Below are 23,283 nucleotides of genomic sequence, written 5' to 3'. Positions count from 1 at the left end.
GCGGTGAACGCACCAAGTGACCCCCGCCCCGGGGCCGACAGATCAGCAACAAGACCCAAGGTCAGCCACGTTGAGGGTCAGACCCCGGAGCGGGAGCCACCCACACATACTCTCAATGTCACGTTGGCTGCGGTTGCGGTTGCGGTCGCGGTCGTTGACCCATGCGTAAAAGGGGAAGGTGGGGAGGCTGCCTGGGGTTGCGGAAATCCCGCGCGCCGCGCCCGTCGCCTACCTTCTTGTCGCCGCCGCTTTTAGATCTTCAGTCCCAACCCACCCGACTGCCGGGCGGGGTGGTGAGCCAAAGGGGTGACCGTTGCCGCAACCGCGAAGCGCCGAGAAGTAAGCTGCCACCCGGGAACCCTGTGCGTACCCACGAGCCATGCCTGCCGCCTGCCTTCTTGTCGTTGCTGCTTTTGGGTCTCCACCTCCAAGCGACCGATTGCCGGGCGGGGTGCTGAGTCAAAGGGGTGACCGCTGCCGCCAACCGCCAAGTGGCACAACAGTAACTGGCAGAGATACAAACCCGCAGATAGGCGCAGACCTCAGGTCCCGGCAATTCCCTTCTTCGCCGCCAAAGGTTTGAAGCGGGGATGGGCCAATCTGCAGTCGGGTGGCCGCAGCTGCGAAAGGGTGATCCTTGTTGCTACTGCCCACTTACACCTCCGCCGCTACCCATCAGGGTCCCGCCGCTGGTCACCCATACCTTGTGGCGCGTCGCTGCGGCAGGCTATTTCCAGGACGGACCAGAGGGAGCGGGAGCAGCGGTTGCTGGTTGCGCGGGCCGTTGGATGCAGCGGCCTCGTTCTTTGGTCTCGGCGGCCGGTTACGGCTTCTTACGGGACGGCTCCACAGGGTGCCTGCACCTTCTCCGCCGTGGTCAGCCAGGCCGCTTCACCGCCGGTGACGTCGGGTTCGACTGGAGACTCGAGCGGAGGGGGCTGGTGGGCTTTGATCGTTGACCTCAAGCGGTAGCCGATAGGGCCTTGTCTCCTTCTCCGATTCGACGGAGAGTCACAAGAGGGCGGGTAAGGAGCGGAGGCTGATGGCTGGGGAGACCAGCGGCGCGGAAGGTGCGGACAAGGGCGACGGTGTGGTCGCCATGCGTGAGGTTGTCTCGCGGGCGGTGGTGATCAGCAAGGTCTACGGTCACGGCGAGACCGCTGTCCGGGCGTTGGACGAGGTGAGCGTCGAGTTTCCCTCGGGGCAGTTCACCGCCGTCATGGGCCCGAGCGGTTCCGGCAAGTCGACTTTGCTGCACTGCATGGCGGGCCTTGACCGGGCCAGCAGCGGTGAGGTGTGGATTGGCGACACTGAGCTGAGCCGGCTCAATGACCGGCGGCTCACGATGTTGCGGCGCAAGGAGGTCGGGTTCGTCTTTCAGGCGTTCAACCTGATTCCTACGCTGACTGCGGCTGAGAACGTTGAGCTGCCGCTCGCCATTGCCGGTGACCAGGCCGAGCGGTCGTGGTTCGAGCGGGTGACGGGGGAGTTCGGGCTCGCGAAGCGGCTTAAGCATCGGCCTACGGAGTTGTCCGGGGGAGAGCAGCAGCGGGTGGCTGTTGCGCGGGCGCTGTTGTCTCGGCCCACGATCGTTTTCGCGGACGAGCCGACCGGCAACCTCGACTCGCGTACCAGCGGTGAGCTGCTGGGCTTCATGCGGCGGTCGGTGGACGACTTCGGGCAGACGATCGTGATGGTCACTCACGATCCGACGGCTGCGGGGTACGCCGACCGGGTGGTGTTCCTGAGCGACGGGCACATCGTCGATGAGATGGCGGAGCCGACCGCCGAGAAGGTGCTGGAGTTCCTCAAGCGACTCGGAGACTGAGCATGTGGCGAGTGACGATCAAGGGTCTGCTCGCGCACAAGCTCCGGCTGGCCCTTACGGCGTTGTCCATTGTGCTCGGCGTTGGATTTGTCGCCGGGACCTATGTGCTCACGGACACCATCAACAAGACGTTCACCGAGCTCTTTACGGAGACCACCAAGGGGCTCGACGTCGCGGTGCGGGGGAAGGAGGCCTTCGGCGGCCAGGAGAGCGCTGAGCAGCGCCAGCCTTTGCCCGCTGCGATGCGCGACCAGATCGCCCGCGTCGAGGGCGTGCGGGCTGCGGAGGGCAGCGTTACCGGGTACGCGCAGTTCGTCGGCAAGAACGGCAAGCCGGTTACTACGGGCGGTGCCCCGACGTTGGGTGTGTCGGTGTACGCCACGCCTGAGCTTGCTGAGAGCACCACGGTGCGGACCGGGAGCCTGCCCAAGGGAGCCGGTCAGGTCGCCGTGGACGCGCGGACGGCGGAGAAGCAGGGGTTCGCGGTCGGTAGCAGGGTCAGGATCATCTTCCAGGGGCCGGCTCGTGAGTTCACGGTCAGCGGCATTGTGGGGTTTGGGGAGGCCGACAATCTCGCCGGCGCGACCCTGGCGGCGTTCGACCTGCCCACCGCGCAGGAAGTGCTCAACCGGCGTGGGGTTTACGACGAGATCGACGTCGTCGCGGCGGAGGGCGTGTCGCCGGAGACGCTGCGCGATCGGATCCAGGCGCAGGTCGGCGGTGGGTACGAGGCGCTCACCGGCGAACAGTACGCCGAGGAGAACGCCAAGGCCGTCGGGCAGTTCACCAACATCATCAACATCGCGCTGCTGTCGTTCGCGTTCGTGGCGCTGTTCGTCGGCTCGTTCATCATCGTCAACACGTTCTCGATCATTTTGGCGCAGCGCACCCGGGAGCTGGCGCTGTTGCGGTGCATGGGCGCGTCGCGGCGGCAGCTCATGCGGTCGGTGCTGGCCGAGGCGGCGATGGTGGGGTTCGTCGCGTCGCTGATCGGGCTTGGCGCGGGCATTCTGATCGCGATCGGGTTGCAGGGACTGTTCGAGGCGCTCGGCGCCGACCTGCCCACCACCTCCTTGGAGATCAAGCCGCGGACCATTGTCGTCGGGCTGGTCGTGGGGGTCGGGGTCACGTTGCTCGCTTCGCTGGCGCCTGCGCTGCGCGCTACGCGGGTGCCGCCGGTCGCCGCGGTGCAGGAGGCCAGCATGGCCGCCCCGGCACGGGTCGGCTGGGTGCGCATCACCGTTGGCGTGTTGATGACGGTTGTGGGTGTCGCCGCGCTGATGGTGGGGCTTTTTGCTGATCAGGCGGGCAACCGGCTCGTCACCGTTGCCACTGGCGCGGTGGTCATCTTCCTCGGCGTCGCGGTCCTCAGCCCGCTGGTGGCGCGGCCGTTGTCGCGTGTCTTGGGTTGGCCGTTCGCGCATTGGGCGGGGCAGCCGGGCAAGCTGGCGCGGGAGAACGCGATGCGCATTCCGCGCCGGACCGCCTCGACGGCGGCGGCACTGATGATCGGCCTGGCGCTGGTGAGCCTGGTGACCATCTTCGCCGAGTCGCTCAAGGCGTCCAGCACCAAGATCCTTGACCAGTCGGTGGCCGCCGACTACATCCTCAGCGGACCGTCCGGCGGTTTCACCGGGTTCAGCCCCGAGGTCGTCAAGCAGCTGTCCGCGCAACCCCAGATCGAGGCGGCCACCGGACTCCGCAGCGGCTCGTTCAAGATCGACGGCCAGAGCAAGAGCCTGACCGGGATCGACCCGGTCTCCTACAGCGGGACCGTCCGCACCGACACCACCTCCGGTGACCTCGCCGCCCTCACCCAGGGCGGCTTGGCCGTACGCGAGGACGTCGCCGAGGAGAAGGGCTGGAAGGTCGGCGACAACGTCACCATGCAGTTCCCGGTGGGCGGCACCGACCGGATACCGCTGAGGGCGATCTACGAGGACAACCAGCTCAACGGCGAATACATGCTCGCGCTGCGCGACTTCCAGCGGCACTACCAGGACCAGCTCGACGTGTTCGGCTTCGTCAAGGCCAAGACGGGCGTCGCGCCGGCCGACTCGCGCGCCGCCATCGACAAGGTGCTCGCGCAGTACCCGAGCGTCCAGGTGCGCGACCAGGCCGAGTTCAAGCAGGAACAGGAGAACCAGATCAATCAGGTCCTGATTCTGTTTTATGTGCTGCTGGCGCTCGCGGTGGTCATCGCGTTCATCGGCATCATCAACACGCTTGCCCTGTCGGTGCTGGAACGGGTGCGCGAGCTGGGCCTGCTGCGCGCCGTGGGCATGACCCGCGGCCAGCTGCGGGCCATGATCCGGTGGGAGGCGGTCATCATCTCCGTGCTCGGCGCGGTGCTGGGCCTGGCCGTCGGCGTCTTCTTCGGCTGGACGCTGGTCAGCGCGCTGGACGAGGAGGGCATCACCGAGTTCGCCTTCCCCGTCGGCACCCTGCTCGGCCTGGTGGTGGCCGCGGGCGTGGTGGGCATCGTGTCCGCGATCCTGCCCGGCCGCCGTGCCGCCCGTATCGACGTCCTCCGCGCTGTCACGACCGAGTGACAGTGCAGTGTGACAAATCACCCCCTATCCGGCGCTGTTCAAAAGAGAGCACCGTCAAAGGGGATCGCTGATGAGCTACCGGAGACAACTTCTCGTTGCCAGGGACGACCGGCCGCTGCCCGAGCTCTACGCTCTCCGGCCCTACCGCGGGTCGGTGGCGGGGAACCGCCCACGGGACGACAACTGGCAGGTCTGCTCGCTGGATTCCGGTGCGGGGCTGGGCGACTCCGTCTCTCTCCTCGTCGAGATCGCCGCCGAGACCCACATGGCCGCGCTGCTCGCCTCGTTCACCGACGGCGGCTGCGCGGCCGTCGAGGGGTTCAGCCGCCCGTACGGCTACTGGCAGGCCGTCCTGGGCACCCAGCACGTGGCGGGCTGCCGTGCCCTCGAATCGCCGGTGTTCAGCGCCGAGGAGGCCGCCGTAGGAGCCGCGAGGTGGGCGGAGGCAGCGGCCCGCCCGGTGTCGCCGGATCTGATCCTGGAGGTGCTCCAGGCTCCCGTCGCGCCGAGCGCCGAGGCCATGTTCGAGGAGCTTCTCAACCGGCTCGGGCTCACGGGTGCCACTGATACCTCCCTGGCGGAGATTGGCTGAACCCGTGGCATGTGTGACCATCCGGACATGAACACACCGTTGAAGGCTTTCCTGGAAGGCGGCCCGGCAGACCTGCCGGAGCGGATCGTCAGGATCACTCCCCCCGGTGTGGAGGTGAAGCTCCCGTTCCGAGGCGGCTATGAGCATTTCAAGGTGACGCCGCGCCATCACGACACCGCGGAGGGAAGGCTCCCGGTCTTCGAGTGGACCGAACGCACGGCCATGGCCGAGTGAATCGTGGCCGAGTGAGCCGCAGCCGAGTGAGCCGCAGCCGAGTGAGCCGTGGCTGATTGAGCCGTTTCCGAACGAGCCGTCCTGTGTGATCAGCGGGTGTCGAGGAACCGGTCGAGGACGCGGGTGCCGAAGCGCAGTCCCTCGACCGGGACCCGTTCGTCCACGCCGTGGAACATGCCGAAGTAGTCCAGGTCGGGCGTGAGGAGCAGCGGCGCGAAGCCGAAGCTCTTGATGCCTATGCGGTGGAACGACTTGGCGTCGGTGCCGCCGGACATCACGTACGGGACAGGATGCGCCTGCGGGTCCTCGGCCTTGAGCGACCCGGCCAAAGCGGCGAACGTCGGGCCGGCCGGGTCGGCGGCGGGTGCCTCCTCGTAGTTGATGAACTCGCGCGTCACCTTCGGCCCGAGGAGCCGGTCGATCGTGGCCAGGAACTCGTCGCGCGTGCCGGGCAGGTAGCGGCCGTCCACCTGGGCGGTCGCCGTGCCCGGGATGACGTTGACCTTGTATCCGGCGTCGAGGCGGGTCGGGTTGGCGGAGTTGCGGATCGTTCCCTCGAAGAGGGTGCCGACGCGGCCGAGCCGGCGTGCCTCATCGTCGAGCCGGTCGTGGTCGATGGTGGTGCCGAGCGCGTCCGCGAGACCGTCGAGCAGGGCGCGGACGCCCGCGGTGAGACGGACCGGCCACTCGTGGGAGGCGAGGCGCGAGATGGCGTGGCACAGTTCGGCGACCGCGTTGTCGGAGTTCGGCTTGGAGCCGTGCCCGGCCTTGCCCTGGACCGTGAGCCGCATCCAGGTGGTGCCGCGCTCGCCGGTGGCGATGGGGTACACGCGCTTGCCGCCGGCCGCCCCGGGAGCCACCGTGACGCTGAAACCGCCGGACTCGCTGATGGCCTCCGTGCAGCCGGTGAAGATCTCGCGATGATGGGAGACGACGTGCCGCGAGCCGTAGTCGCCGGTGCACTCCTCGTCGGCGAGGAACGCGAGGACGAGGTCGCCGCGCGTCCGGCGGCCTTCGCGCATGCGCTGGCGGACGACCGCGAGCGTCATCGCCAGCGTGCCCTTCATGTCGACGGCGCCGCGACCCCACACGCAGCCGTCGCGGACCTCGCCGGAGAACGGGTGGACGCTCCACTCGGCGGGGTCGGCCGGGACGACGTCCAGATGCCCGTGGATCAGGAACGCGGGTGCCGCCGGGTCGGTGCCCGGGATGCGGGCGAGCACGCTGGCGCGGCCGGGCGCGGACTCGACGACGGACGGCTCGACGCCCGCCTCGGTGAGGAGCGCCGCGACGTGCTCGGCCGCGGGACGTTCGCCGCGGCCACGGCCCTCACCCTCGTTGGTGGTGTCGATGCGGAGGAGATCGGAACAGATGCCCGCGACCTCCCCGGCCGCCGTCCGCCGTCCGTGCACTACCTGCGGTTCGGTCACCCCGGGCCGCCTTTCGAAGGATCCTTGCGTTTTGCCTGGCCGTTGACCATAGCCAATGAAGATCCGTTCCGGGAGATGATCTCGATCAGATGACAAATCTTCGAGTGTTGTATCGGAACGAGCGCACTGGGTCCACGCTGCCTGCAACCAGGAGAGTGCAAGGAGGATCATGTTCGGACGAGGCCTGAGCAGGAGTGCCGGGGCCGTCGCGCTGGCGTTGTCGGTGGGCGCCGCGGCGGCCGGTTGTGGCGGTGGTGACAAGGCGAGCGACGGCACGTTCGTCGCGGGTCATCCCGAGCCGGACCACCTGATCCCCGGCAACACCACCAGCAGCTACTCGTGGGACGTCACCAGCGAGCTCTTCGAGAACCTCCTCGAACTCGACAAGACGGGCAACGCCGTCAACGGCGCCGCCGCGTCGGTCGAGTCCAAGGACCAGAAGGTCTGGACGATCAAAATCAGGCCGGGTCAGAAGTTCCACAACGACGAGCCGGTCACCGCCGCCAGCTTCGTGGACGCCTGGAACTACGCCGCCTACGGCCCGAACGCCTTCGAGGGCAACGACTACTTCTCGCAGATCAAGGGGTATGCCGACCTCAACCCCGAAGAGGAGAAGGCCAAGCCCAAGACCGACAAGCTGTCGGGCCTGAAGGTCGTCGACGAGTCCACGCTCGAGGTGACGCTGGACGCCCCGTTCAGCCAGTTCAAGCTGCTCCTCACGCACCCCGCCTTCGCGCCGCTCCCCAAGGCCGCGTACAACGACATCAAGGGCTTCGACGACAAGCCGATCGGCAACGGGCCGTACATGATGGACGGCGTCTGGGAACGCAACAAGCAGATCAAGCTCAAGGTGTTCCCCGGCTACACCGGTACGCGCAAGCCCAAGAACAAGGGCTTCACCTGGCGCAGCTACGCGAGCCAGGACACCACCTACACCGACCTCCGGGCCAAGCGCATCGACCTCATGCAGTCGATCCCGGCAGCGAAGGTGTCCGAGGCCAAGCGGCTGCTCGGCAAGAACGTGCTGCCGCGCGCGACGGGCACGTTCGACTACCTCGGCTTCCCGCTGTTCGACAAGCGTTTCGGCAATGCGGACCTTCGCAAGGCCATCTCGATGGCCATCGACCGCAACGGCATCAACAAGGCCGTCTACAACGGCGAGTACACCGTCGCCGACTCGCTGCTGCCACCGATGATCAAGGGTCACCGGCCGGGCGCCTGTGGTGAGCTGTGCACCTACAACCCGACCAAGGCCAGGCAGCTGTACGACAAGGCCGGCGGGTTCAAGGGCACGCTGGAGCTGTACTTCTCCAACGCCCAGCCGAGCTACGAGCAGTGGATGCAGATCGTCGCCAACTCGCTCAAGCAGAACCTCGGCATCACCGACATCCAGTTCCGCAAGGTCCCGGTCTCGGACTACCTGTCGATGCTCACCGACAGGAAGGAGAAGGGGCCGTACCGGCAGAACTGGGAGGCCGACTACCCGAGCGCCCAGAACTACCTCGAGCCGCAGTGGCACTCCACCAAGAACCGCATGGCCTGGACGAGCAAGGAGTTCGACGGCCTCATCGCCAAAGGCAACGGGGCGTCCACCGACGACGAGGCCATCAGGTTCTACAACCAGGCCGAGGACGTCGCGATCCGCGAGGCACCGCTCGTGCCGCTGTGGATCTGGAAGAGCTTCGGCGGCAAGTCTGACAAGATCGACAACATGACCATCACGCCGTACGCCAACGGTCTGCTGGCCCACGAAGTGACGGTGAAGTAAGCGGGTATGTGGCGCTTCATCGCACGGCGGCTGCTCCAGGCGATCCCGGTCTTCCTGGGCACGACGTTCTTGATCTACGCCATGGTGTTCGCGCTGCCGGGCGATCCGATCCAGGCGCTGGCGGGGGAGAAGCCGCTCCCGCCGGCGGTGGTCAACGCCCTGCGTGAGCACTACAACCTGAACGACCCGCTGCTGGTGCAGTACGTGAAGTACCTCGGCGGGCTCGTCCAGGGCGACCTGGGGGAGACGTTCGACGGCCAGGCCGTGTCCGACGTGCTCAGCGGGCGCTGGACGGTGACGGCGCAGCTCGCGTTGACGGCCTGGCTGTTCGAACTGGTCATCGGGATCGGGCTCGGGGTGTGGGCGGGACTGCGGCGTGGCAGCCTCGCCGACACCCTGGTCCTCGGCGGCACGACGCTCGTCATCGCGGTGCCGGTGTTCGTGCTCGGCTACACCGCGCAGATCGTCCTCGGGCTGAACCTCGGGCTCTTCCCGACGGCGGGCACCGAGGACGGCTGGCCCCTGAGCTACCTCTTGCCGGGCATGGTGCTCGGCTCCCTGGGACTGTCGTACGTGGCGCGGCTGACCAGGACGAGCATCGCGGAGAACCTGCGCTCGGACTACGTGCGCACCGCCTACGCCAAGGGGCTGAGCAAGGTGCGCGTCGTGGGCAAGCACACGCTGCGCAACTCGCTGATCCCGGTGATCACCTATCTCGGCGTGGACTTCGGCACGCTGATGGGCGGCGCCGTGGTCACCGAGGGCATCTTCAACCTGCCGGGCATCGGCCAGCAGGTGTTCCAGTCGATCCAGCTCAAGGAGGGCCCGGTGGTGGTGGGGGCTTCCACGCTCCTGGTGCTCGTCTTCCTGGTGGTCAACCTCGCCGTCGACCTGCTGTACGGCGTGCTCGACCCGAGGATCCGCCGTGACTGAACCGAAGAAGGCAGAACCGGCGACCGAACCGATGACGATGACGACGGCGGCGGTCGCTGAGGCGGGCGGGCTCGTATCCGGCCAGTCGGCCTCGCTCTGGGGCGACGCCTGGCACGACCTGAGGCGCCGCTGGATCTTCTGGATCTCCGCGGCGATCCTGCTGGCGGTCACCGTGCTCGCGCTGGTGCCGGGACTGTTCACCGACATCGGCGAGAACGAGAACTGCGATCCCAACCTGTCGAAGCAAGGTCCAGGCGGCGGCCACCAGTTCGGCACCGACCTGGCGGGCTGCGACTACTACGCGCACGTCGTGCACGGCGCCTGGCCGACCCTGCTCATCGGGGTCTCGGTCACCCTGTTCGCCCTGCTCATCGCGGTGGTCTTCGGCATGATCGGGGGCTACTACGGCGGTGTCTGGGACGGGCTGATCGCGCGGATCACCGACATCTTCTTCGGGCTGCCGTTCGTGCTGGGGGCGACGGTCATCCTGGTCGCCTTCCCCGACCACGGCATCGGCGCGATGACGCTGGTGCTGGTGCTGCTCGGCTGGACGACCATGATCCGGATCATGCGGGGCCAGGTCATCGCGGTGAAGGACGCCGACTACGTGCAGGCGGCGCGCCTGCTGGGCGCGTCCGACCTGCGCATCATGCGCAAGCACATCCTGCCGAACGCGATCGCCCCGGTGATCGTGGTGGCGACGCTGAACGTGGGCAACGTGATCGCGGGTGAGGCGACGCTGGACTTCCTCGGCGTCGGGCTGCAGTACCCGGAGGTGTCGTGGGGCCTGCAGCTCAACCAGGCGCAGTCCTACTTCGTCGACCATCCGCATCTGCTGGTGTTCCCGGCGCTGTTCCTGTCGGCGACCGTGCTGAGCTTCCTGATGCTCGGCGACGCCGTCCGCGACGCCCTCGACCCGAAACTGCGGTGACCATGGAGATGGCGAAGGACGAGCCGGCGAAGAACGAGGCGCCGCTGCTGGAGGTGGAGGACCTCCATGTCCGGTTCAAGGTGCGGGGCCAGCACGTGCGCGCGGTCAACGGGCTCTCCTACACGCTTGCGGAGGGGGAGACGGTCGCGATCCTCGGCGAGTCGGGATCGGGCAAGAGCGTGGCCGCGCAAGCCGTGATGGGCATCCTCGACACCCCGCCCGCCGAGATCACCCAGGGCGCGGTGCGGCTTCGCGGCGAGGAGCTGCTGGGCCTGCCCGAACGCCGCCGCCGGACCTATCGCGGCGACCGGATCTCCATGATCTTCCAGGACGCGCTGAGCGCGCTGAACCCGGTCTTCACGGTCGGCGACCAGATCTGCGAGATGTACGAGGTGCACCGCGGGATGCGGCGCAAGGACGCCAAGGTCAAGGCCGTCGAGCTGATGGAGCGGGTGCGCATCCCGTCCGCCCGGCAGCGCCTGGGCGACTACCCGCACCAGTTCTCCGGCGGCATGCGCCAGCGCATCATGATCGCCATGGCGCTGGCACTGGAACCCGACGTGCTCATCGCCGACGAGCCGACCACCGCGCTCGACGTGACCGTGCAGGCGCAGATCATGCGGCTGCTCGCCGATCTGCAGGACGACCTGCGGATGGGGCTGGTGCTCATCACCCATGACCTCGGCGTGGTGGCGGGCGTCGCGGACCGGATCGTCGTCATGTACGCGGGCACGGTCGCCGAACAGGCCCCCGCGCGGGAGCTGTACGCCCGTCCCGCCCACCCGTACACGGCCGGCCTGCTGGCCTCCGTGCCGAGGCTCGACCGGAGGAGCGGGCCACTCGTGCCCATCAAGGGCGCGCCGCCCAATCCGGCCGCCCTGCCGCCCGGCTGCCCGTTCCAGCCGCGTTGTCCCCGCGCGGAGGCGATCTGCTCGCAGGAGCGGCCGCCGCTCATCCAGGTCGGCACGGCCGGGCATCAGGCCGCCTGCCATTTCGCGGAGGAGGTGTACGGTGCCGGATCCGACGCCAACTCCGACTCGGTCGGCTGAGCGGCCGATCCTCGAGGTCGAGGGCCTGGTGAAGCACTACCCGGTCACGCAGGGCGTGCTGTTCAAACGCGAGGTCGGCCGGGTGAAGGCCGTGGACGGCGTGGACCTGGAGCTTCGCCGCGGCGAGACGCTGGGCGTCGTGGGGGAGTCAGGCTGCGGCAAGTCCACCCTCGCCAGGCTCCTGCTGGCGGCAGAGAAGCCGACCGCAGGCAGCGTGCGCTTCGAGGGCCGCGACATCTTCGCGTTGTCACGCCGCGACCTTCGCGCGTTGCGCCGCCGCATCCAGATGGTGCTCCAGGACCCGTACTCCTCCCTCAACCCGCGGATGACGGTCGGCGACATCGTGGGCGAGCCGTTCGACATCCATCCCGAGGTGGCGCCCAAGGGTGAGCGGCGCGGCCGGGTCAAGGACCTGCTCGAAGTCGTCGGCCTCGATCCCGACCACGTCAACCGCTACCCGCATCAGTTCTCCGGCGGCCAGCGCCAGCGCGTCGGCATCGCCCGTGCGCTGGCGCTGCGGCCGGACGTCATCGTGTGCGACGAGCCCGTGTCCGCCCTCGACGTCTCCGTTCAGGCCCAGGTGATGAACCTGCTCGCCGACCTGCAGAACGAGTTCGGCCTGGCGTACGTCTTCATCGCTCACGACCTCGCCGCCGTCCGGCACATCTCCGACCGCGTAGCCGTGATGTACCTCGGCAAGGTCGTCGAGACCGGCGACGATGAGCAGATCTACGAGCACCCGACCCATCCGTACACCCAGGCGCTGCTGTCGGCCGTGCCCGTGCCGGACCCGGACGCGCGAGGCTGGCGTGAGCAGATCACGCTGGAGGGCGAGCCGCCGTCACCGATCGACCCGCCGTCCGGCTGCCGCTTCCGCACCCGCTGCTGGAAGGCCCAGGACGTGTGCGCCGACGAGGAGCCCGCCCTGATCGAACGAGACGGAGCTGAACGAGACGGAGCCGGACGGGCAGGATCAGCTCATCCGAGCGCCTGCCACTTCGCCGCGGAGACCGAGGACACCGTCACGACATGAGAATCACTGCTTGACGGCGGCCTCGATCCACTCGTTCGACAGCGGCGAGTCCAGGAGCAGGTGGCCGGCGCCGAGGATGCTGGCGTCGCGGCCGGTCCGGGACGTGACGATCTCCAGGTTGCGGGTGGCCAGCGGCAGGCAGCGTTCGTAGATGACGCCGCGGATGGTCGAGATGAGCGGCTCGGCGTTGGACAGGCTGCCGCCGATGACCAGCGCGTCGGGGTTGAAGAAGTTGACGAGGGCGGTGAGCACGTCGCCGATGAGCCGCCCGGCGGTGCGGACGGCGCTGGTGGCCTGCGGGACCCCGTTGGTCACCAGGTCGACGATGTCGGCGGGATGGTCGACGGTGATGCCCTGGCGGGCGAGCGCGGCGGCGAGCGCCGCGCCGCTGGCGTGTGCCTCCAGGCAGTCGGGATGCCCGCACGAGCAGTCGACGGTCGCCTCGGACAGGATGCGCACGTGGCTGATGTCGCCCGCGGCGCCCCGGCCCCGGTGCAGGCGCCCCTCGGCGATGACACCGCAGCCGATGCCGCTGCCGAGCTTGAGCACCATGAGGTTGTCGAGCCCGGGCCAGGAGCGCCGGTGCTCGCCGACCGCCATGAGGTTGGCGTCGTTCTCGACGAGGGCGGGCAGACCTGCGCGTTCGGTCAGGTAGTCGCGCGCGGGGAAGTCGTTCCAGCCGGGCATGCGTGAGGGCGAGACCACCTGGCCGGTCGCCGGATCGACCGGTCCCGGGAGCCCCACGCCGATGCCGCGCACCGGCAGGTCGGCCAGGCCCAGCTCGTCCCGCAGGTCGCGCGCCAGGACACGCAGGTGCCCGATGACCGAGTCGAGGGTGCTCTCAGGGCCGACGGCGATCTCGCAGGCCAGCTCCGACAACGCGAGCGGAGTGCCGGCGAGGTCGACGATGGCCAGGCGGGCGTGATGGGCGCCGAGGTCGGCGACGAAGAACACGCCCGCCTCGCGCGCGAGCCGCAGCAGCCGGGGGCGCCGCCCGCCGCGTGACGTCCCCGCGCCCTCCTCGGCGAACAGGCGCGCGTCGATGAGTTCCTCGACCCGGAGCGAGACGCTGGACGGGGCCAGCCCGGAGAGCCTGGCGAGGTCCGCTCGCGACTCGGCCTGGCCGGTGGCCACGAGCCGGACGAGCGCCGCCGGTCCGTCGTCTCTGATGCGCATCACAGATGAATAGCACGAACCTACTTTGCCCAGCAATGTATTGACTTGGTCCGATTTTGGGTTCTATCTTCCTGACTACCTTCGATATCGAAGAAAGTTGGGGCGCTGTTGATGGAGGTCCGCATCGAGGGGCGGCCGCTTCCGTTCAACCTTTTCCAGCACACGAAGGTTCTCAGCCACTGATTCGGGGCTGTCCAGAAAGGTTGATGATCATGATGCGAAACCTCCCGGGTCTGCGGCGCACGGCGGTGGCCGCGGTCGCCGCCCTGTCGCTGGCGGGCCTCGCGGCCTGCTCCAGCGACGACTCGACCTCCTCCGCCGTGCCCGGCGCCGCCGTCGGCGGCGACAAGGAGGACCTCACGGCGTCGGCGCCGGTCGCCTCGGCCATCCCGGCCGGCTCGACGATGGACAAGATCAAGAAGCGCGGCCAGCTCATCGTGGGAGGCTCGCTCGACGCGCCGCTGCTGTCCCAGCAGAACCCCGGCACCAAGAAGGTCGAGGGCCTGGACGCGGACTTCGGCAGGCTGCTCGCCAAGTACATCATCGGCAAGCCCGAGGTGAAGATCGTCAACTCGGCGTCCGAGACGCGCGAGGCGCTGCTGTCGAACGGAACCGTCGACGTCGTCTTCCAGACCTACAGCATCACCCCCGAGCGCGCGAAGCAGGTCGCCTTCGCCGGGCCGTACTACAGCTCAGGCCTGGTCATCGCCACCAAGAAGGGCGAGACCGGCATCCTCAAGCCCGAGGACCTGAAGGGCAAGACCGTCATCGCGGGTGCCAACACCCCGGCGATCCCGGCCATCAAGAAGGCCGCACCCGACGCCAAGATCGTCACGTTCGGCAGTGACCCCGAGTGCGTGCAGGCGCTCAAGCAGGGGCGGGGACAGGCGTACGTGCAGGACGAGGCGGTGCTCCTCGCCACCGCCAAGCAGGACCCGACCATCCAGATCCAGGGCAAGCCGTTCACCAGCGACCCGTACGGCATCGGCCTCAAGCACGGCGACGCGCAGATGAAGCAGTTCGTCAACGAGTGGCTGAAGAACATCCAGGCGTCCGGACTGTGGGCCAAGGTCTGGAAGAACTCGATCGGCACGGTCGTGCAGGGCGAGGCGCCGCAGCCACCGGCCATCGGCTCGGCGCCCGGCTCCGAATAAGGGCCCGGATGGACGTCATCACCCGGCATCTCGGCGAGTTCGGCGACGGGATGCTGGTCACCGTGGAGCTCACCCTGCTCTCGCTGGCGGGCGCGCTCGTGGCCGGTGTCATCGTGGCCGCGATGCGCGTCAGCCCGGTGGCCGTGCTGCGCGCCGCGGGCACCGCCTACGTGGAGACCCTGCAGAACATCCCGCTCCTGGTGTGGCTCGTGCTGGCGGTCTTCGGCCTGCCCGAGATCGGGGTGATGGCGGGGCTCTTCACCACCGCCGTGATCGTGATATCGCTCTACCAGGGCGCGTACATGGCGGAGGCGGTGCGGTCAGGGATCAACGCCGTGCCGGTGGGGCAGGGCGAGGCGGCCCGCGCGCTCGGCCTCACCTTCACCCAGTCGCTCCGCATGGTGATCCTGCCGCAGGCGCTGCGCACGGTGGTCCAGCCGCTCGGCAACATCGCGATCATGACGATCATGAACACCGCGCTGGCGGCGGCGGTCGGCGTCGTCGAGCTGACCGCCGCGGCCAACCGGGTCAACCTGGCCGAGGCGCAGCCCATCTGGATCTTCGTGACGGCGGGCCTGCTCTACATGGCGTTGTCAGCGTGCGCCGGGCTGACCACCGGCGCCCTCGAACGGAAGCTGGCGATCCTGCGATGAGCGTCGCGAGGGTGTTGTTCGACGAGCCCGGCCCGCGCGCCCGCCGCCGGATCCGGATCGCGACCGCGCTCACGGTCCTGGCCGGGCTCGCGCTGCTCGGGCTGGCACTGCGGCAGTTCGCCGACAACGGGCAGCTCGCGGCCGACCGCTGGCGCCCGTACGGCACCTGGCCGATGTGGCGGTACCTGCTGGACGGGCTGAAGTCGACCGCGCTCGCGGCGGTCGTGGCGATCGCGCTGTCGATGGCGGCGGGCATCGTGCTCGCGCTCGGCCGTCTGTCGCACAGCCGGTGGGTCCGCCTGCCGTCCGCCGCGTACGTCGAGGTCGTACGGACCATCCCGGCCCTGCTGCTCGTGTACGTGGTGTTGTTCGCGCTGCCGAAGTACGGGCTCGACATGCCGCTGTTCTGGAAGCTCGTCGTGCCGCTGTCGGTGTCCAACGCCGCCGCGTTCGCCGAGATCTTCCGGGCGGGCATCCAGTCGGTCGAGCGCGGGCAGCTGGAGGCGGGGCTCGCGGTCGGCCTCACCCGCGGCCGGGCCATGCGGATGATCGTGCTGCCGCAGGCGGCGCGGCGGGTGCTGCCGTCACTGATCAGCCAGTCCGTCGGCCTGGTCAAGGACACCTCGCTCGGCTTCGTCGTCAGCTACGCCGAGCTGCTCTACAGCGGCAAGGTGCTCGCCAACTACAACCACCTGCTCATCCAGACCTACCTGGTCATCGCGCTGGTCTACCTGGTGATCAACGCGACGTTGTCCAAGGTCGCGCGCACCGTGGAGGAACGCAATGGACGCAAACCCGGTCGAACACGCGGTGCCGGCCGGATACGCAGTGCTGGCCGAGGTCGTGCGGAACGGCTTCGTGGAGAGCGTGCACTACGGGAGCGTGTCCGGACTGGCGCCTGACGGGAGCCTCGCCCACGCTCGCGGCGACGTGCACGGCACCGTGCTGCCGCGTTCCACGACCAAACCGTTCCAGGCGCTGGCCTGCCTGACGGCGGACGCGCCGCTCACAGGCGAACGGCTCGCGATCGCGGCGGGCAGCCACACGGGCGAGGACTTCCATGTGAAGACCGTCGCCGCGATCCTCGCCGACGCGGGGCTCGGCTTCGAGGCGCTGCAGTGCCCGGCGACTCCGCCCGAGGACGGGCGCACGCGCGCGGCTCTCATTCGCAACGGCGAGCCGGAGAAGTCGCGCGAACGCATGAACTGCTCGGGCAAGCACGCCGCGATGCTCGCCGCGTGCGTCGTCAACGACTGGCCGGTGGAGACGTACCTCGACGTGAATCATCCGCTCCAGCAGGGCGTCCGCACCACGATGGCCGACGCCGCGGGTGAACGGCCTGCGCCCGTGGCCGTGGACGGCTGCGGTGCTCCGCTCTTCGGTCTCACCCTGACCGGACTGGCCCGCGCCGCGCAGTCCCTCGTCCTCGCCAAGAACGGCCCTTACCGCGCGGTGGCCGATGCGATGCGCGAGTACCCCGAGTACGTCGGCGGCACCGGCCACCTCAATACCGAGCTCATGAAGGCCCTGCCCGGCTCCGTCGTCAAGGGCGGCGCGGAGGGCGTCCTCATCGCCGCCACAGCCGAAGGCCACGCGGTCGCCGTCAAGGTCATCGACGGCAGCCCCCGTGCCACCACAGCCGTCGCCGTCCACGCCCTCGCCGCTCTCGGAGCGGCCGTCACCCCGGCCGCCGCGGAGCTGGCCGCCGTCCCCATCCTGGGCGGCGGCCGCGTGGTGGGGGAGATCCGTGTGGTGAGCGAAATCCGTACAACCGAAGGGAAGTAAGTGAGCCTCACCTACGAGATCTGCATCGACAGCGTCGAAGGCGCGATCGCCGCCGAACAGGCGGGCGCCGACCGGGTGGAGCTGTGCGCCGCGCTGTTCGACGGCGGCATCACCCCGAGCCTCGGCACGGTCCGCGCCGCCGTCGCGGCGGTCTCGTCGATCCGCGTGCACGTCATCATCCGCCCGCGCGGTGGCGACTTCATCTTCGACGCCCACGAGGTGGACGCGATGGAGCACGATGTGGCCCTCGCACGTGAGGCCGGCGCCCACGGCGTGGTGATCGGCGCGCTGACTCCCGAAGGTGACGTCGACCGCGCGGTCACCACCCGTCTCATCACGGCCGCCGACGGCCTCCCCATCACGTTCCACCGCGCGTTCGACATGGCCGCGGACCCCTTTGCGGCGCTCGAGACCCTGATCGACCTCGGCGTCGACCGCGTCCTCACGTCCGGCCAGGAGGTGAGCGTGCTCGAAGGCTCCCCGCTGATCGCCGAGCTCGTCCGCCGCGCGGGCGACCGCATCGTCGTCATGCCGGGCGGCGGCGTGACCGAGCGCAACGTGGCGCGCATCGTCACCGAGACCGGCGTCAAGGAGATCCACTTCGCCGCCCTCACCGAAGCCGAGAGCCCCGCAGTCCACCGCAACCCGCACCCGTTCATGGGCGGGGAACTGCGCCGTCCCGAGTACCAGCGTCTCGTCACCACCGGCGCGGGTATCAGCTCGGTGATCACGGCCAGCAAACCAAGGTAGGCCAACTAAGCTGAACCCATGGCGCGTAGGGGACAGCGGGAGCCGCAGGCAGATCGCTACCCGGTCGCCAACGGCGAGGCCGAGCTCCTCCGCGACGCCGACCGCGACAACGGCTGGGTGCTGTGCGTGGGAGGGGTGCCCCAGTCCTACGTGGACCTGACCGACCCCACCTACCTCGACTTCGAGTACATGCGCCTGATGGGCGACGTGATCGACTGCCTGGGCCTCGACGACCAGCCCTTCGACGCCGTGCACATCGGCGGTGCGGCCTGCACCCTGCCCCGCTACATCGCCGCGACCCGGCCCGGCTCCCGCCAGGTCGTCCTCGAACCCGACGGGCGGCTGGTCCAGCTCGTCCGCGAGCAGCTGCCCGTCAAGAACGTGCCCGGGCTCAAGATCCGCATCGTGGACGGCCGGGCCGGCATCGCCGCCCTGGCCGACGCCGCCGACGACCTCGCGGTCCTCGACGCGTTCGCCGAGGCCTCGATGCCGGTCGAGCTCGCCACCCAGGAGTTCGCCTACGACGTGGCCCGCGTCCTGCGCCCCGGCGGCGTCTACCTGATCAACGTCGCGGACGGCTTCCGCCTGCCGTTCGCCCGCCGCATGGCCGCCACCGTCCGCTCGGTCTTCCCCCACACCCTCATGCTGGCCGAGCCCGGCATCCTGCGTGGCCGCCGCTTCGGCAACCTCATCATCGCCGCCTCTCGGCTCCCCCTCCCCACCGCCCAGCTGACCCGCCGAGCCGCCGGCGGCCTGGTCCAGGCCCGCCTGATCGAAGGCGCCGACCTCACCGCCTTCATCGCGGGAGCCGCCCCCATCCACGACCGCGACGAGATCGAAACCCCCATTCCGCCACCTCAGGTCTTCGGTCGCCCCTGACCCCACGAACAGCTGGCCCTCACGAAGGGGCTGCCCCTCACGAACGAGACAGCTGGCGGTCGAGGGCGTGCTTCAGGGCTGCGACGACGTACGCGAACGACTGCGGGTCGGCAGAATCGAATTCCAGCTGGATATCGTCGGTGTTCTGCTGGATTCCCGAAACTCTGTGCGACCACTGGACCTCGGCGCCCAGTTCTAGGGCGCGCGCGGCGAGCAGCTCTTCGATTCGGCTCTGCGGAATGCCCAACATGTAGGGGAAATCGGAGTCAAGGCGGCCGAAGTCGATGGAGGCGCCCTTCAACCCGAGCGGGAAACCGGGCAGCGGCACCCCGGCGTCGGTGAAGCGCCCGGCGAGGCCGCGCAGATCGAGCAGCTCCATGGTACGGGCATGGAGCGTGATAGCACGCGAGTCGGTGCGGGGCCCGGGGCGGCGGTCGAAGACCCGGCAAGGCACTCCCGCGAGAGCGAGCTCCGCGGCCAGGGCCAGTCCCGTGGGCCCCCCTCCGACGATGGCGACCTTGTTCATGGTCCGTATCTACCGCATCGCGACGGCAAATGCCCCATAATCGAGCGATGGAGTCCTCCACCCGAATTCTGATTGTCGGCATGGATTCGTCGGGGAAAATACTCCAGTTCGACCGCAACGCCGCGGCAGTTCTTGCCAAGAATCCGGATGATCTGTGCGGCGCTCCGTTCGGCGACATGATCGTCGGAGGATCTGACGGCGCGCTGGAGGGCCTCCTGGCGGCGGTGGCCGCCGGGCGCGAGACCTCGGCCATGGTCGCGATCCAGGCCGGGGAGGGCACGACCCACGACGCGGTGATCACCGTGCACCCGATGAGCGGCGGCGACCCGGACCTGTCGGCGCTGGCCGTCATCCGCGTCCCGGTGCCGCTGGCCGACCGGTTCCTCGACCCGGCGGTCATCCGCCGCGCGCTGCTCGACGACTCGCTGCCGCGCATCGGCGCGACGCTCGACCTCGACCAGCTCGCGCGCGGCCTCATGGACATCCTCGTCCCGCACTTCTGCAACTCGGGTGCGCTGCTCCTGCTGGAGAGCCTGGTGGCCGCCGACGAGTCGCCCGACCAGTCGCCGGACGGCACACACGTGCTGCGGCGCATGGCGATCTCCTTTGACGACGACGACCAGGCATGGGACGCGGCGTTCCCGACCGGCGAGGTGCTGACCTACCCGGCGGACACCCCGTACGCGCAGTGCATGGACGGCGGGCGCCCGGTCCTCGCCCGGCTCGCCGACGAGGGTGCCGCCCGCATCGCCGAGGCATGGCGCCGCCCGCCGGTCGCCGAGCTGCTCAAGGGCGCGTCGATGTTGCTGCTGCCGATCATCGCCGACGGCGCGACGCTCGGTTTCTTCGTCTGCACGCGCAGCGTCGCGCACCGCCCGTTCGACGCGTACGACATCGACATCGGCATGGAGTTCGCCTCGCGCGCCGCGCGTTTCATCGAGAGCGCGCGCCGGTACGGGCGGGAGCGCGCGACGGCGCTCACGCTGCAGCGCAGCCTGCTGCCGACCGACCTGTCGGCGCCGGTGACGGTCGAGGTGCACCACCGGTACCTGCCCGGCGGCCGGCTCATCGAGGTCGGCGGTGACTGGTACGAGTCGATCGCGCTGCCCGGCGGGCGGGTGGTCCTCGTCGTCGGCGACGTGGCCGGGCACGGCGTGCGGGCGGCGGTGACCATGGGGCGGCTTCGCACCGCGATCCACACGCTGGCCGGGCTCGACCTGCCGCCCGCCGAGGCACTGGAACGCCTTGACCTGCTGATGCGGACGCTCGGCGAGCGCGAGCCGCACTTCGCCACCTGCGCCTACGTGGTGTACGACGCCGTCAGCGGGCGCTGTGAGGCCGCCAGCGCCGGGCACCTGCCGCCGCTGATGGCGCTGCCCGGTGGAGAGGCCACCTACCTCGACGTGCCACCGGCTCCGCCGCTGGGCGTGGGCGAGGGGCCGATCGTCAGCCGCGAGTTCACCGTCGAGGACGGCTCCCTGCTGGTGCTCTACACCGACGGCCTGGTGGAGAACCGCTCGCGCGACATCGACGACGGGCTGGCCCGGCTGCGCCGCACGTTCAGCTCCGGCGCCGCCGCCCGGCCGCTGGAGGAGCTCTGCCAGGCCGCGCTCGACGGCGTGTACGACGACCAGCACCGGGACGACATCGCGATGCTCGTGGCGCGCCTGCGCCGCATCCCGGCCGACGACCACGTCACCTGGGAGCTGCCCGCCGATCCCGCGGCGGCGCGGCGCGCACGCGGTCTGATCCGCGACCAGCTCGAACGGTGGGGCCTGGGCGAGCTGGCAGACTCCGCCACGCTGCTGGCCTCGGAGCTGGTGACCAACGCGATCCGGCACGCGGACGGGCGGATCACCCTGCGGCTCGTCCGGGAAGAAGGGCTCGTGGTGGAGGTCTTCGACGGCACCGACGGTCGCCCGCGGATCCGCCGCTGTGAGGACGGCATGGCCGAGTCCGGGCGCGGCCTGCACGTGGTCGGCCGGCTGGCGCGCCGCTGGGGCGTCCGCCGGACCGGCGAGGGCAAGGCGGTCTGGTGCGAGCTCGAACGCCTCTGATTTGGGCTATCAGCGCAGTCTTGAACGATCAGCGCAGCACCGAGATGTGCAGGTGGTCGAAGTGGTTCTGCGTCAGGCTGCCGCGGTTCTCCATCTTGCGCCAGCCGGGGAATCTGATGTTCCAGATGTGCTGCTTCCAGATCACGTAGGAGATGCCCAGGCGCCGCGCGTTGCTGATCGCGTACTGGGCGACCTGGTCGCCGTGGCGCTGCGCGCTGGCGCTCGGCATGCGGCCCGTGGTGGTCTCCATGAAGTCGCAGGCGCGGCCGAGCGCGTGGTCCTGCGGGTCGCCGGTGTTGCGGAAGCAGCCGATGACGGGGAACGCCCCGAACATGCCGTCGAGCTCCGTCACCACCTTGCTCATCGTCGGCGTCATCATGTTGCCGGTGATGGTCGACCGGTTGCCGGTGACGCCGTCGGGGCGGCCGGTCACCTGCGGCTGCCGGCGCAACCCGGCCGGCGTGACCGGTGACGTCTGCGGCGCGATGGGAGCGATCTTCGTGCCGCGCGGGAGGATCTGCTTGAGCGCCTTCGACAACTTCTTGCGGTCGGCCTTGGGCGCGCTGATGACGAGCCCGTTGCCGTCCGGCATGCCCAGGGTGCGCGCCTGGGTCCGGGACACCACCGCGTCGACGTCGCCGATGCCCATCGAGGCGTACGCGGAGATGCGCACCTGGCCCGGCTTGGCGGTGCTGCCCGCCTGGACGACGCCGCCGAGCGGCAGCGCGCCCTCCCGGCTCAGCGTGAACGAGACGGCCAGCCCGCCGGTCGCGACGGTGCGCCAGAGCTGGTCGGACTCGGCGGACTGCTTGGGCGCGAACGCGCGGAACGTGGACGGGTCGACGCCGAGCAGCCCGACCCGCTGCCCGCCGACCTGGGCGCGGGCGGCGTCGACGACCGTGACCCCGGCGACTCCCTTGATGCGGCGCGTGCGCTCCACCACCGTGGGCGGCAGCGAGCCGGTTCCCGCGATCAGCAGGCTGGGCTGGAGGCGCCGGGTGAGCGGCGCGACCGCCGGGACCCCCATGGCCTCGCCCGAGACCGAGACGAGGTCGCCGGGGTCGGCCTTGGCGGGTCCGTCCGGCTCGCCCTGCCGGTCAATGATGATCATGGTGGCATCGCCGATCAGGGTGCCGAGCAGGGCGGTCCCGATGACCACCGGGAGCACCCGGCCGCCGGGCAGCAGGCGGCGCTCCCTCGTCCTGGCCCTGATCCGCACCTGGCTGCCGTCCCCTCATGGCGTGCCGCCCGGAGGCGGGCGCCTCCGATCATCCCTTGCCGCGAAATATTAGACAGGAGTGGAACAACTGGCCACCCGAGCATCCTTCCGGGTCAACCGTAGCCGCCGGGCGCTGCTTGTTGAGCGCCTGAGGCCCGCCGGGGCTGGCGTCCGGCGGGCCTCAGCGCTCAGTTCTCAGGGTCAGCAGCTCCGGACCCATTTGTGGGAGTCGATGCCGCCGTGCAGGATCGGCCTGCCCTTCTTGGGGCCTGACGTCCACTTGTAGACATAGACGTACCCGCCGACCTCGGGGTCCTTCACCTTGAACGTCAGGTCCCACGCGGAGCCGCGCTTGATGCAGGCAGAGCTGCCCTTTCCACCGGCCTTGTCGTAGATGCGGACGTGGGAGGCGCCCGCTCCCTTCTTGCCGTGGTTGTAAATGGCGGTGGCGCGACGGCGGGGCTCCCCGCACTTGCCGCTCCAGTTCCAGCCGTCGCCCCACCACCTGCAGTCGGCCTTGCCGGCGAATCTGTTGCCAGAAGTGTTGGACCAGGCGCAGAAATAGCCGATCTTGCAGTTCTTCTTTGCAGCCTGTGCCGGCGCGCCGGCGGCCACGCTGCCCGCGGCCGTCGCGGCCGCGATCGCGGCGACGGCGCCGATCGTGCGAAGTCGTGCCATGGTGCCCCTTCCTTGGACGGATCGATCGAAAACGACCGTAGGAGGAGGCGCTATCG

The 23,283-nt window shown here is 69.4% G+C and carries 21 protein-coding genes; 16 read left to right on the top strand and 5 right to left on the bottom strand.

The genetic code is table 11. The annotated features are described in order from the left end of the window. Window positions 1-1,099: 1,099 nt before the first annotated feature. The 4 genes from ACH34W_RS47470 to ACH34W_RS47455 all read left to right on the top strand — a co-directional run bounded on the left by ACH34W_RS47470 (window position 1,100) and on the right by ACH34W_RS47455 (window position 5,206). A complete protein-coding gene (locus tag ACH34W_RS47470) occupies window positions 1,100-1,828 on the top strand; it encodes an ABC transporter ATP-binding protein (RefSeq protein WP_395967854.1) in 729 nt (242 codons plus the stop codon). A gap of 11 nt (window positions 1,829-1,839) precedes the next feature. Beyond that, window positions 1,840-4,380 (top strand): ABC transporter permease, encoded by a 2,541-nt coding sequence (locus tag ACH34W_RS47465; RefSeq protein WP_395967849.1) that lies wholly within the window; start codon window positions 1,840-1,842, stop codon window positions 4,378-4,380. A 70-nt stretch (window positions 4,381-4,450) separates the two neighbouring features. Next, window positions 4,451-4,972 (top strand): hypothetical protein, encoded by a 522-nt coding sequence (locus ACH34W_RS47460; protein WP_395967848.1) that lies wholly within the window; start codon window positions 4,451-4,453, stop codon window positions 4,970-4,972. Window positions 4,973-4,999: 27 nt separating this feature from the next. Next, a complete protein-coding gene (locus tag ACH34W_RS47455; RefSeq protein WP_395967847.1) occupies window positions 5,000-5,206 on the top strand; it encodes a DUF5988 family protein in 207 nt (68 codons plus the stop codon). 89 nt (window positions 5,207-5,295) lie between these two features. Here ACH34W_RS47455 and ACH34W_RS47450 read toward each other — a convergent pair whose 3' ends face one another. Then, window positions 5,296-6,636: a M20/M25/M40 family metallo-hydrolase gene (locus ACH34W_RS47450; RefSeq protein ID WP_395967846.1), complete on the bottom strand. Its 1,341-nt coding sequence runs from the start codon at window positions 6,634-6,636 to the stop codon at window positions 5,296-5,298. Between the two features lie 169 nt (window positions 6,637-6,805). Here ACH34W_RS47450 and ACH34W_RS47445 point away from each other — a divergent pair, with 169 nt between their 5' ends. From ACH34W_RS47445 to ACH34W_RS47425, 5 genes are read left to right on the top strand one after another with little or no spacing between them, the layout of a single operon-like run. Then, a complete protein-coding gene (locus ACH34W_RS47445; RefSeq protein ID WP_395967845.1) occupies window positions 6,806-8,404 on the top strand; it encodes an ABC transporter substrate-binding protein in 1,599 nt (532 codons plus the stop codon). Window positions 8,405-8,410: 6 nt separating this feature from the next. Further along, the gene (locus ACH34W_RS47440) at window positions 8,411-9,337 is read left to right on the top strand and encodes an ABC transporter permease (protein ID WP_395967844.1); all 927 of its coding nucleotides are present in this window, start codon (window positions 8,411-8,413) and stop codon (window positions 9,335-9,337) included. Beyond that, window positions 9,330-10,268, top strand: coding sequence for an ABC transporter permease (locus ACH34W_RS47435; protein ID WP_395967843.1), 939 nt, complete (start codon window positions 9,330-9,332; stop codon window positions 10,266-10,268). Before ACH34W_RS47440 ends, ACH34W_RS47435 begins: the two co-directional genes overlap by 8 nt. Window positions 10,269-10,276: 8 nt before the next feature. Then, window positions 10,277-11,317: an ABC transporter ATP-binding protein gene (locus ACH34W_RS47430; RefSeq protein WP_395967842.1), complete on the top strand. Its 1,041-nt coding sequence runs from the start codon at window positions 10,277-10,279 to the stop codon at window positions 11,315-11,317. Continuing rightward, window positions 11,280-12,350 (top strand): ABC transporter ATP-binding protein, encoded by a 1,071-nt coding sequence (locus ACH34W_RS47425; protein WP_395967841.1) that lies wholly within the window; start codon window positions 11,280-11,282, stop codon window positions 12,348-12,350. Before ACH34W_RS47430 ends, ACH34W_RS47425 begins: the two co-directional genes overlap by 38 nt. A gap of 3 nt (window positions 12,351-12,353) precedes the next feature. Here ACH34W_RS47425 and ACH34W_RS47420 read toward each other — a convergent pair whose 3' ends face one another. Further along, the gene (locus ACH34W_RS47420) at window positions 12,354-13,526 is read right to left on the bottom strand and encodes an ROK family protein (protein ID WP_395967840.1); all 1,173 of its coding nucleotides are present in this window, start codon (window positions 13,524-13,526) and stop codon (window positions 12,354-12,356) included. Between the two features lie 212 nt (window positions 13,527-13,738). Between ACH34W_RS47420 and ACH34W_RS47415 the strand changes: the two genes are divergently transcribed. Genes ACH34W_RS47415 through ACH34W_RS47390 form a run of 6 tightly spaced genes read left to right on the top strand, consistent with a single transcriptional unit; the run spans window position 13,739 to window position 18,747 of the window. After that, window positions 13,739-14,680 (top strand): glutamate ABC transporter substrate-binding protein, encoded by a 942-nt coding sequence (locus ACH34W_RS47415; protein WP_395967839.1) that lies wholly within the window; start codon window positions 13,739-13,741, stop codon window positions 14,678-14,680. Window positions 14,681-14,688: 8 nt separating this feature from the next. Then, the gene (locus tag ACH34W_RS47410) at window positions 14,689-15,333 is read left to right on the top strand and encodes an amino acid ABC transporter permease (protein ID WP_395967838.1); all 645 of its coding nucleotides are present in this window, start codon (window positions 14,689-14,691) and stop codon (window positions 15,331-15,333) included. Continuing rightward, window positions 15,330-16,235 (top strand): amino acid ABC transporter permease, encoded by a 906-nt coding sequence (locus tag ACH34W_RS47405; protein WP_395967837.1) that lies wholly within the window; start codon window positions 15,330-15,332, stop codon window positions 16,233-16,235. Before ACH34W_RS47410 ends, ACH34W_RS47405 begins: the two co-directional genes overlap by 4 nt. Continuing rightward, window positions 16,117-17,118 (top strand): asparaginase, encoded by a 1,002-nt coding sequence (locus tag ACH34W_RS47400; RefSeq protein ID WP_395967836.1) that lies wholly within the window; start codon window positions 16,117-16,119, stop codon window positions 17,116-17,118. The genes ACH34W_RS47405 and ACH34W_RS47400 overlap by 119 nt, the downstream gene beginning before the upstream one ends. Next, a complete protein-coding gene (locus ACH34W_RS47395; RefSeq protein ID WP_395967835.1) occupies window positions 17,119-17,868 on the top strand; it encodes a copper homeostasis protein CutC in 750 nt (249 codons plus the stop codon). A gap of 18 nt (window positions 17,869-17,886) precedes the next feature. Then, window positions 17,887-18,747, top strand: a complete 861-nt coding sequence (locus ACH34W_RS47390) for a spermidine synthase (RefSeq protein WP_395967834.1) — start codon at window positions 17,887-17,889, stop codon at window positions 18,745-18,747. Window positions 18,748-18,784: 37 nt separating this feature from the next. Here the strand turns inward: ACH34W_RS47390 and ACH34W_RS47385 are convergent, their stop codons facing one another. Further along, window positions 18,785-19,273, bottom strand: a complete 489-nt coding sequence (locus ACH34W_RS47385; protein ID WP_395967833.1) for an FAD-dependent monooxygenase — start codon at window positions 19,271-19,273, stop codon at window positions 18,785-18,787. Between the two features lie 80 nt (window positions 19,274-19,353). Between ACH34W_RS47385 and ACH34W_RS47380 the strand changes: the two genes are divergently transcribed. Next, on the top strand, window positions 19,354-21,330 hold the full coding sequence (locus ACH34W_RS47380) for a SpoIIE family protein phosphatase (RefSeq protein WP_395967832.1): 1,977 nt from the start codon (window positions 19,354-19,356) through the stop codon (window positions 21,328-21,330). A 28-nt stretch (window positions 21,331-21,358) separates the two neighbouring features. On the opposite strand, the gene ACH34W_RS47375 is transcribed toward ACH34W_RS47380, so the two are convergent. Further along, window positions 21,359-22,549, bottom strand: coding sequence for a hypothetical protein (locus ACH34W_RS47375; protein WP_395967831.1), 1,191 nt, complete (start codon window positions 22,547-22,549; stop codon window positions 21,359-21,361). 201 nt (window positions 22,550-22,750) lie between these two features. Then, window positions 22,751-23,227: a peptidase inhibitor family I36 protein gene (locus tag ACH34W_RS47370; RefSeq protein ID WP_395967830.1), complete on the bottom strand. Its 477-nt coding sequence runs from the start codon at window positions 23,225-23,227 to the stop codon at window positions 22,751-22,753. Between the last annotated feature and the right edge of the window lie 56 nt (window positions 23,228-23,283).

This window comes from Actinomadura sp. 6N118 (assembly GCF_044326415.1).
In the GTDB taxonomy this organism is placed as follows: domain Bacteria; phylum Actinomycetota; class Actinomycetes; order Streptosporangiales; family Streptosporangiaceae; genus Spirillospora.
Note: the sequence above shows the minus strand (reverse complement) of the source record. Positions and strands in the feature narration are given on the sequence as shown.